Below are 7,154 nucleotides of genomic sequence, written 5' to 3'. Positions count from 1 at the left end.
CTCAACTAGGTCTTCAAGACGAAATAAAAAAAGCCGAGTTCCCTCGGCTTAGCAGATATTAACTAAGTTTTATTTTTGTTTATTATCGTCGTTGCTTTCAAACAGCTGGGGATTCATATGTTCTGAGACGTTCAAATAAGTAGTCATCGTCATCTGTGCTGCTGTTTTAGCGACAATTGATGTTTGCTCATCAGTTAGATTCATTCTACGTGAATATATTAACGCTGCGATAGCCGCAGCTCCCACACCATTCGAATTTGAAACCTTTTCCAATGTGATAGGGTAATAAAATGAATTATCCTCAGTCTGGTATAAAAATCCAACTTGCGCGTCATATATAAATACTTTAGAAATACCCATTTCGAGTAATTTATCAGCACAAAGTTTTGCCGATTGCCGATCAATAATTTTAACATCTGCAATTGTTTCTGATTCATCAGCATTCAGTACCAGCGTATCAAGTGCTGATATACCGTGTTTCAAACGTTGAACTTTATTAATTGAATCTGCAAGTAACGGCTGATCAAAAGTTTTATAAATCCATGTAATTGTTTTTTCTGGCAAATTAGGATCCACCACTATCATTTTTGCATTGTTTAATACATTAATTCTTTCCTTCAAAAATTCAGGCGTAATTTCATCATGAATTCGGCTATCATCAACTCCAAAGATCCTTTTAGCACTAGTTTGGTTAATATACAGATATCTAGATGTTGGCATGTTAGATATTTGTTTGGCGTACGTTATATCCAAATTATTCTCTAGAGCATCTTCCTTAAAGCTTTCACCTGCAGAATCGTGTCCATAAACAGAGACAAAATAATTGGGAATATCAAGCCTGGTTAAATTAACAGCAATATTGCGACCAAGCCCACCAACATCTGAGTAAATTACGCCTGAATTTGATTTTTTATTTATAACTTCATCATTAGGAATGCCAAATAGATCCAGTGTAATTCCTCCAACAACTACCACGTAACTTTCCGGGGCCACAATATATCCTTTACCTTGAAGATAGCCCTTTTTGACTAAATTTGTAATATGCGCTGCAACTCCAGACCTTGTAATTCCAGCAAGCTCTGCTAGCTCATTTTGAGTGATCATTGGATTTTGTTTAATCCATTCAAAAATTTGTTGTTCTCGTGAAATCATTGTTAAACTGCCCCATTCTAGTTACATTACCGAAACTACATTAATGGCATGTATTATTTATACGATCATTGTATTTCAAAGTATAACAGTTAATCCATTAATTTGAATACTGACTTATCAGAAATAAAAAAAGCACCTCGAAACATCCGAAGTGCTATACATATTCAACTTAATTATCTTGTTCACCAACAGCAATAAACTTCCCAACGAAGACAGCAAATCCGAACGATACGATCAAATACAAAATAATATCAAAAACAATTTTCAAAATCATATGCTCATCCCCAATTCTCTTATCATCAGCACCGTAGCACTCGATAACGTGTACGAAGTTTTACTTTGCTAAGTTTACACACCTAACTGTGAGCTTATTGTATATCCCTGGAAAGCTATAGTCAAAGATTCGTGCTCGTATTCAATAGGGTTTATGAATTTCTTTACACATAATTTCTCGTAAATTAAAAAAGCCTACAAAACCTAAATTTTGCAAGCTTATTATCTATATTATTTGTTGTTAAACGGTACTGCATTATCCTTAGTGATCTTAGTAATACCATGAAAATAAGGTACCAGCACATCTGGGACTGTTACTGAACCATCTTCATTTTGATAGTTTTCCAAAATAGCAGCAACTGTCCGACCAACAGCTAAACCGGAACCGTTCAACGTGTGCACATATTGTAATTTACCGTTGTCATCGCGGTACTGAATGTGGGCGCGACGTGCTTGAAAGTCTTCAGTATTTGAACAACTTGAAATTTCGCGATAAATGTCTTGTTGAGGCATCCATACTTCAATATCATGAGTTTCAGCAGCTGAGAAGCCCATGTCACCGGTTGATAGCGTGATAACATGGTATGCCAAGCCGAGCTTTTTCAAAATATTTTCTGCGTTAGCAGTCATTTTTTCAAGTTCTTGATAGGAATCGGCTGGTTTTGAGTACTTAACCATTTCTACCTTGTTAAATTGATGCATCCGAATCAAACCACGAGTGTCCTTACCTGCTGATCCTGCTTCAGAACGGAATGAAGGAGTTAGTGCAGTCACATAAACTGGCAGCTTTTCGGCAGGGATCACTTCGTTTGAAAAGTAGTTTGTCAAAGGCACTTCAGCAGTTGGAATCATTGTTAGTTGATGTTCATCAGCTTCGATTTGATACACGTCTTGCTTAAACTTCGGAAATTGGCCTGTACCATACATGGCGTTGCCGTTAACTAAGTATGGAGGCAAAACTTCGGTGTAGCCTTCCTTCATGTGTTCATCGAGCATGAAGTTATAAACCGCACGTTCCAATTGGGCACCTAAGCCAACGTAGTAAACAAATCTTGCACCTGACACTTTGGCGGCACGTTCGAAGTCCAGAATCCCTAGATCTTCACCAATGTCCCAGTGGGCCTTGGGTTCAAAATCAAATGATGGAATATTCCCGACTTTGCGCAATTCAGTATTGGCAGCTTCATCCTTACCAACCGGAATGCCTTCGTGTGGCATGTTGGGCAAATGTGCCATCTTGTTATGAAAATCTTCTTCATTGGCATTAAGCTGATCGTCCAATGCTTTAATATCTTGTCCAACTTGCTTCATGTCGGCAATAGCGTCATCAGCAGACTCTTTGTTGCGCTTTGCTTGAGCGATTTGCTTTGAAACTTCGTTACGCTTGGCTTTCAATGTTTCGGTTTGTTGAATCAAATCACGGCGTTTCTTATCGAGTTCAAAAATCGCATCAACATCTTGCGGATAAACACCACGTGTTGCCAAACGCTTCTTGAAATAATCGGGATCCATACGCATTTTCTTAATATCTAACATGTGTAAACCTCCAAAAAAATAGAGTCACTCCATCCTCATTATTTCGGGACGAAATGGCTCTATTTCCGCGGTACCACCCAAGTTTGTCTACTGACACCCTCGTTGCATTGATAACGGCCAATTACCGTGCGGCATTACCCGCCCACATATAGCTGCATCGGAGTTTCGACAGGCACTTTCCACCAAACAGTGCTTCTCTAAATTGTCTACTTGAAATGCATTCGTGTTTCTTAACATTGGCTATCATATTACATTTAACGGGGTTTGGCAACTGGTAAATGGAGGTGTTAGCTATTTATACTTTCCTTTTCAGGTAATCTTGTCGAAATGAACTCCGTATCTCAGTTCACTCCGCTTTATCCAAAAAGATCACTGATTCCAAAACCCGGGTATCACCTCATTTGTTCCGTTAATGCTCATGAGCTAATCGGTCTGCTCCGTTCTCTAATGGAGGTGCACACCCTTATCCACATACACCACATCCCCAGTCATTCCGGTTGACATGTCACTCATTAAGAATGCTGCTACATTTCCGACTTCAGTGGTTGTCACATCTTGACCATCCACCGTTCTGGACTTAGATAACTTGAGTAATGCACCATGTTCCTTAATGCCTGTCACTGCCAGAGTCTTGATGGCGCCCGCTGAAATCGCGTTAACACGGACTCCTGCTTCGCCCATTTCTGACGCCAAATAACGGACGTTAGCTTCTAAGGCTGCCTTAGCAACCCCCATCATATTATAGTTTGGTACAGCTCGTTCTGACCCAAAGTAGGTCAAAGTCACAATACTGGCTGGGTTCTTTAGCAATGGTTGAGCGGCACGTGCGACCGCAATCAGAGAATAGGCACTGACATTTTGTGCCAAATCAAATCCATCCCGTTTAGTATTAATCAAACCATTTTCAAGCGTCTCTTTGTCCGCAAATGCAATTGCGTGGACAAGGCCATCTATTTGACCATATTTATCTCCAATTTGTTTAAAAGCTGTATCAATTTGTTCATCGGTTGAAACATCACATTCGATCATGTCGACTGCTTCTGGTACAAATCGCTCCAAACTCTTTTTTAAACGATCATTTTGATACGTCAGCACTAATTGTGCTCCAGCTTCCATTACCGCCTGCGCGCAGCCCCACGCAATACTGCGCTTGTTGGCCACGCCCATGATGACGATTGTTTTTCCCTTCAATAATTCACTCATCAGTGCGTCCTCCTAAAAGTTGCGCCAGCGTTCATGTCGCTGAGCCATTAATTCTTCAATTGGCGTTTGCCGCAATGTATCTATTTCACTAATCATTTGTTGCCTGAGTTGTCCCATGCTCTTGTCGTCTTTAACTTCTGGTACAATTCGATCAATAATACCGTCTTCCAGTAAATCTTCAGGCGTGAGCCTCATTTCTTCAGCTGCCTCTTCTACCCGGTGGGCATCTTTCCACAAAATGCTGGCGTAGCCTTCTGGGGATAATACCGAATAAATACTGTCTTCAAACATCCACGTCTGATCCCCACATGCCAAAGCTAACGCACCGCCGCTGCCACCTTCGCCAACGATCAAACTAAGGTAGGGCACTCGTAGCTGAGTGCCAACTAACAAACACTGGGCAATCGATTCACCTTGTCCATGGTGCTCGGCATGAACATCAGGAAAAGCCCCTGGCGTATTAACTAGAGTGATAACTGGTCGATGAAACTTCTCGGCTTGTTTCATTAGTCTTAATGCCTTGCGATAGCCTTCTGGTTCCGGACAACCAAAATGAGTGGCCATTTTTTCGTCCATCGTGCTACCTTTTTGGATACCAATAACCGTTACCGGTACCCCGTTTAATTCAGCAATACCAGCTACAATCGCAGCATCATCTGCCGCATGGCGATCACCATGTAACTCAAAAAAGTTCGTAAATAACCCGTTGATTAATCGACGAGTACTGATTTTTTCACTGCTTCTTGCAGCATTTACTGCATCATAAGCCGTTCTAATCATCTTTACGCCTCCTTTACTTGATGCCACTGTAACAGTTGACTCAGCGTTTGCTTTAAGTCAACTCGCTGAACAATTGCATCAATTAAGCCGTGTGCCAACAGCGTTTCTGCTCGTTGAAAATCCTGCGGTGGTGCCTGTTTAATTGTTTGTTCAATTACTCGTCGCCCCGCAAAACCAATCATTGCGTGTGGTTCTGCTAAAATCACATCACCTTGAGTTGCAAAGCTGGCCGTTACACCGCCCATTGTCGGGTCAGTTAAAACGACTATGTAGGCGAGACCCGCCGCCTGAAAATCGGCAACGGCCTGCGATACTTTTGCCATCTGCATGAGAGAATTCATCCCCTCTTGCATTCGCGCACCACCAGAGGCGGCAAATAAAACAACGGGTACTCGTTTCTGTTTAGCTGCTTCAAACAAACGGGTCAGTTTTTCACCAGTTGCTGAACCCAAGCTCCCCATAATGAAGTGACTGTCCATGATTGCAAGACCACACTGTTGACGATTAATGCTAGCAAATCCAGTTAGAACACTTTCATTGAGTTTAGTTGCCTGCTTGGCACGTTCGATTTTTTGAAGATACAAAGAATCGTCAAACCGTGATGGGATTGTCACATCACGATCAATCTCTTCAAATGTATCGGTAATCGCTTCAACTCGTTCACGAGCCGTTAACCGAAAACCATACCCACAATTAGGACATGTCTTGTCTGCGGACTGATAATGAGTCATTACCTGGTGACAAATTGGACACCGGTGCATCAGATTGTCCGGAATTTTATCAGTTCTTTGTGATAATTCGCTTGGTGTCGGTGTTTCAAACTTACTAGTCATTTTATTCACCTGCCTGCTGATTCAAAAAATCGCGTTCAACATATGCTGTTGTAAACGAATCATCATTTACAACCGGATCTTCTAACAGTTCGAGTAAGAACTGCTGATTAGTTGTTAAACCATTCACTGATAATTCACCGATCACTCGACGCATTTTGGCAAGGGCTTGGCGCCGATCCTGATGATGCACAATTACCTTTGCAATCATTGAATCGTAAAATGGTGGCACCATGCTATTACTTGTCACACCTGTATCGATACGCACACCCAGTGTTCCGGTTGGCAAATCCAATTGTTTAATTTTGCCTGCAGCCGGTCGGAAATCCTGCGCTGGGTCTTCAGCGTTTAACCGACATTCCACCGCATAACCTTTGACCTGTGCATCACGTTGTGTGAACGGTAAATCTTGTCCCTGTGCAACCAGAATCTGCGCCTTAATCAGTTCCAGTCCTGTCACCTCTTCAGTCACCGTATGCTCCACCTGCAACCGGGTGTTCATTTCCATAAAATAAAATTGCTGTTGCGGATCCATTAAAAATTCAAATGTCCCGGTGTTGGTGTAGTTCAGTTTTTGACAGGCTCGAACCACAATCTGGCCTAGTATCTGTCTGTTTTCAGGGGTGATTAACGAGCTTGGACTTTCCTCAATCACTTTCTGATGATTACGTTGCAATGAGCAATCACGCTCCGGCAAATAGACAATATGGCCGGCATCGTCAGCAATTACTTGCATTTCAATGTGTTTGGCATGATCGATCACTTTTTCGACATAAATGCCGTCGTCTCCAACTGCCATCTGGGCCTCTTGTTGTGCTTGATTGAAGGCTGACTCGAGCTGATCGTCTCGATCAACACGACGAATTCCTTTTCCACCGCCTCCAGCAGTTGCCTTTAGCAACACTGGATATCCGATTGAATCAACTACTTGTTGCACTTCGTTCAAGGTCGTCAATATCCCATGACTGCCGGGAACGACTGGTACGTCAGCATCCTGCATTGTTTCCCTTGCTCGTGCCTTATCACCCATCAGCTCAATCACTTCCGGATCAGGACCGATAAACTTAATCTGACAGTCGGCACATAGCTGAGCAAATGCCGCATTCTCAGACAAGAAACCATAACCCGGATGAATTGCGTCACAGCCCATGAGGTTGGCCGTATTCACAATCTGAGCCATGTTCAAATATGATTCCGTTGGCTGTGGTCCTCCAATGCAAACAGCTTCATCTGCAAGCTTCACAAATAAGCTGTCACGATCGGCAGTCGAGTACACAGCAACCGATTGAATATTCATTTCGCGCAGTGCACGAATGATTTGCACCGCGATCTCACCACGGTTTGCCACTAGTACTTTCGTAAACAATATGCATCTCTCCT

The 7,154-nt window shown here is 42.3% G+C and carries 6 protein-coding genes; all 6 read right to left on the bottom strand.

Annotation, left to right across the window (positions count from 1 at the left end):
* Positions 1–69 precede the first annotated feature (69 nt).
* The 6 genes from FD16_RS10625 to FD16_RS10600 all read right to left on the bottom strand — a co-directional run bounded on the left by FD16_RS10625 (position 70) and on the right by FD16_RS10600 (position 7,140).
* Entirely contained in the window at positions 70–1,152 is a 1,083-nt protein-coding gene (locus FD16_RS10625; RefSeq protein ID WP_010622550.1) for a PfkB family carbohydrate kinase, read from the bottom strand.
* A 504-nt stretch (positions 1,153–1,656) separates the two neighbouring features.
* A complete protein-coding gene (gene serS / locus FD16_RS10620) occupies positions 1,657–2,961 on the bottom strand; it encodes a serine--tRNA ligase (protein ID WP_010622549.1) in 1,305 nt (434 codons plus the stop codon).
* 444 nt (positions 2,962–3,405) lie between these two features.
* Entirely contained in the window at positions 3,406–4,164 is a 759-nt protein-coding gene (gene fabI / locus FD16_RS10615; protein ID WP_010622548.1) for an enoyl-ACP reductase FabI, read from the bottom strand.
* Positions 4,165–4,176: 12 nt separating this feature from the next.
* Entirely contained in the window at positions 4,177–4,944 is a 768-nt protein-coding gene (gene accA / locus FD16_RS10610) for an acetyl-CoA carboxylase carboxyltransferase subunit alpha (RefSeq protein WP_010622547.1), read from the bottom strand.
* A gap of 2 nt (positions 4,945–4,946) precedes the next feature.
* The gene (locus FD16_RS10605; protein ID WP_010622546.1) at positions 4,947–5,777 is read right to left on the bottom strand and encodes an acetyl-CoA carboxylase carboxyltransferase subunit beta; all 831 of its coding nucleotides are present in this window, start codon (positions 5,775–5,777) and stop codon (positions 4,947–4,949) included.
* Position 5,778: 1 nt separating this feature from the next.
* Positions 5,779–7,140, bottom strand: coding sequence for an acetyl-CoA carboxylase biotin carboxylase subunit (locus tag FD16_RS10600; protein WP_010622545.1), 1,362 nt, complete (start codon positions 7,138–7,140; stop codon positions 5,779–5,781).
* Between the last annotated feature and the right edge of the window lie 14 nt (positions 7,141–7,154).

The sequence above is a fragment of the Paucilactobacillus suebicus DSM 5007 = KCTC 3549 genome (assembly GCF_001434475.1).
GTDB classification, from domain to species: Bacteria; Bacillota; Bacilli; order Lactobacillales; family Lactobacillaceae; genus Paucilactobacillus; species Paucilactobacillus suebicus.
Note: the sequence above shows the minus strand (reverse complement) of the source record. Positions and strands in the feature narration are given on the sequence as shown.

Excerpts from the sequence above, each read along its gene's own strand:
- FD16_RS10625 (WP_010622550.1), bottom strand. The coding sequence starts at position 1,152 with ATGATTTCACGAGAACAACAAATTTTTGAATGGATTAAACAAAATCCA.
- serS (WP_010622549.1), bottom strand. The coding sequence starts at position 2,961 with ATGTTAGATATTAAGAAAATGCGTATGGATCCCGATTATTTCAAGAAG.
- fabI (WP_010622548.1), bottom strand. The coding sequence starts at position 4,164 with ATGAGTGAATTATTGAAGGGAAAAACAATCGTCATCATGGGCGTGGCC.
- accA (WP_010622547.1), bottom strand. The coding sequence starts at position 4,944 with ATGATTAGAACGGCTTATGATGCAGTAAATGCTGCAAGAAGCAGTGAA.
- FD16_RS10605 (WP_010622546.1), bottom strand. The coding sequence starts at position 5,777 with ATGACTAGTAAGTTTGAAACACCGACACCAAGCGAATTATCACAAAGA.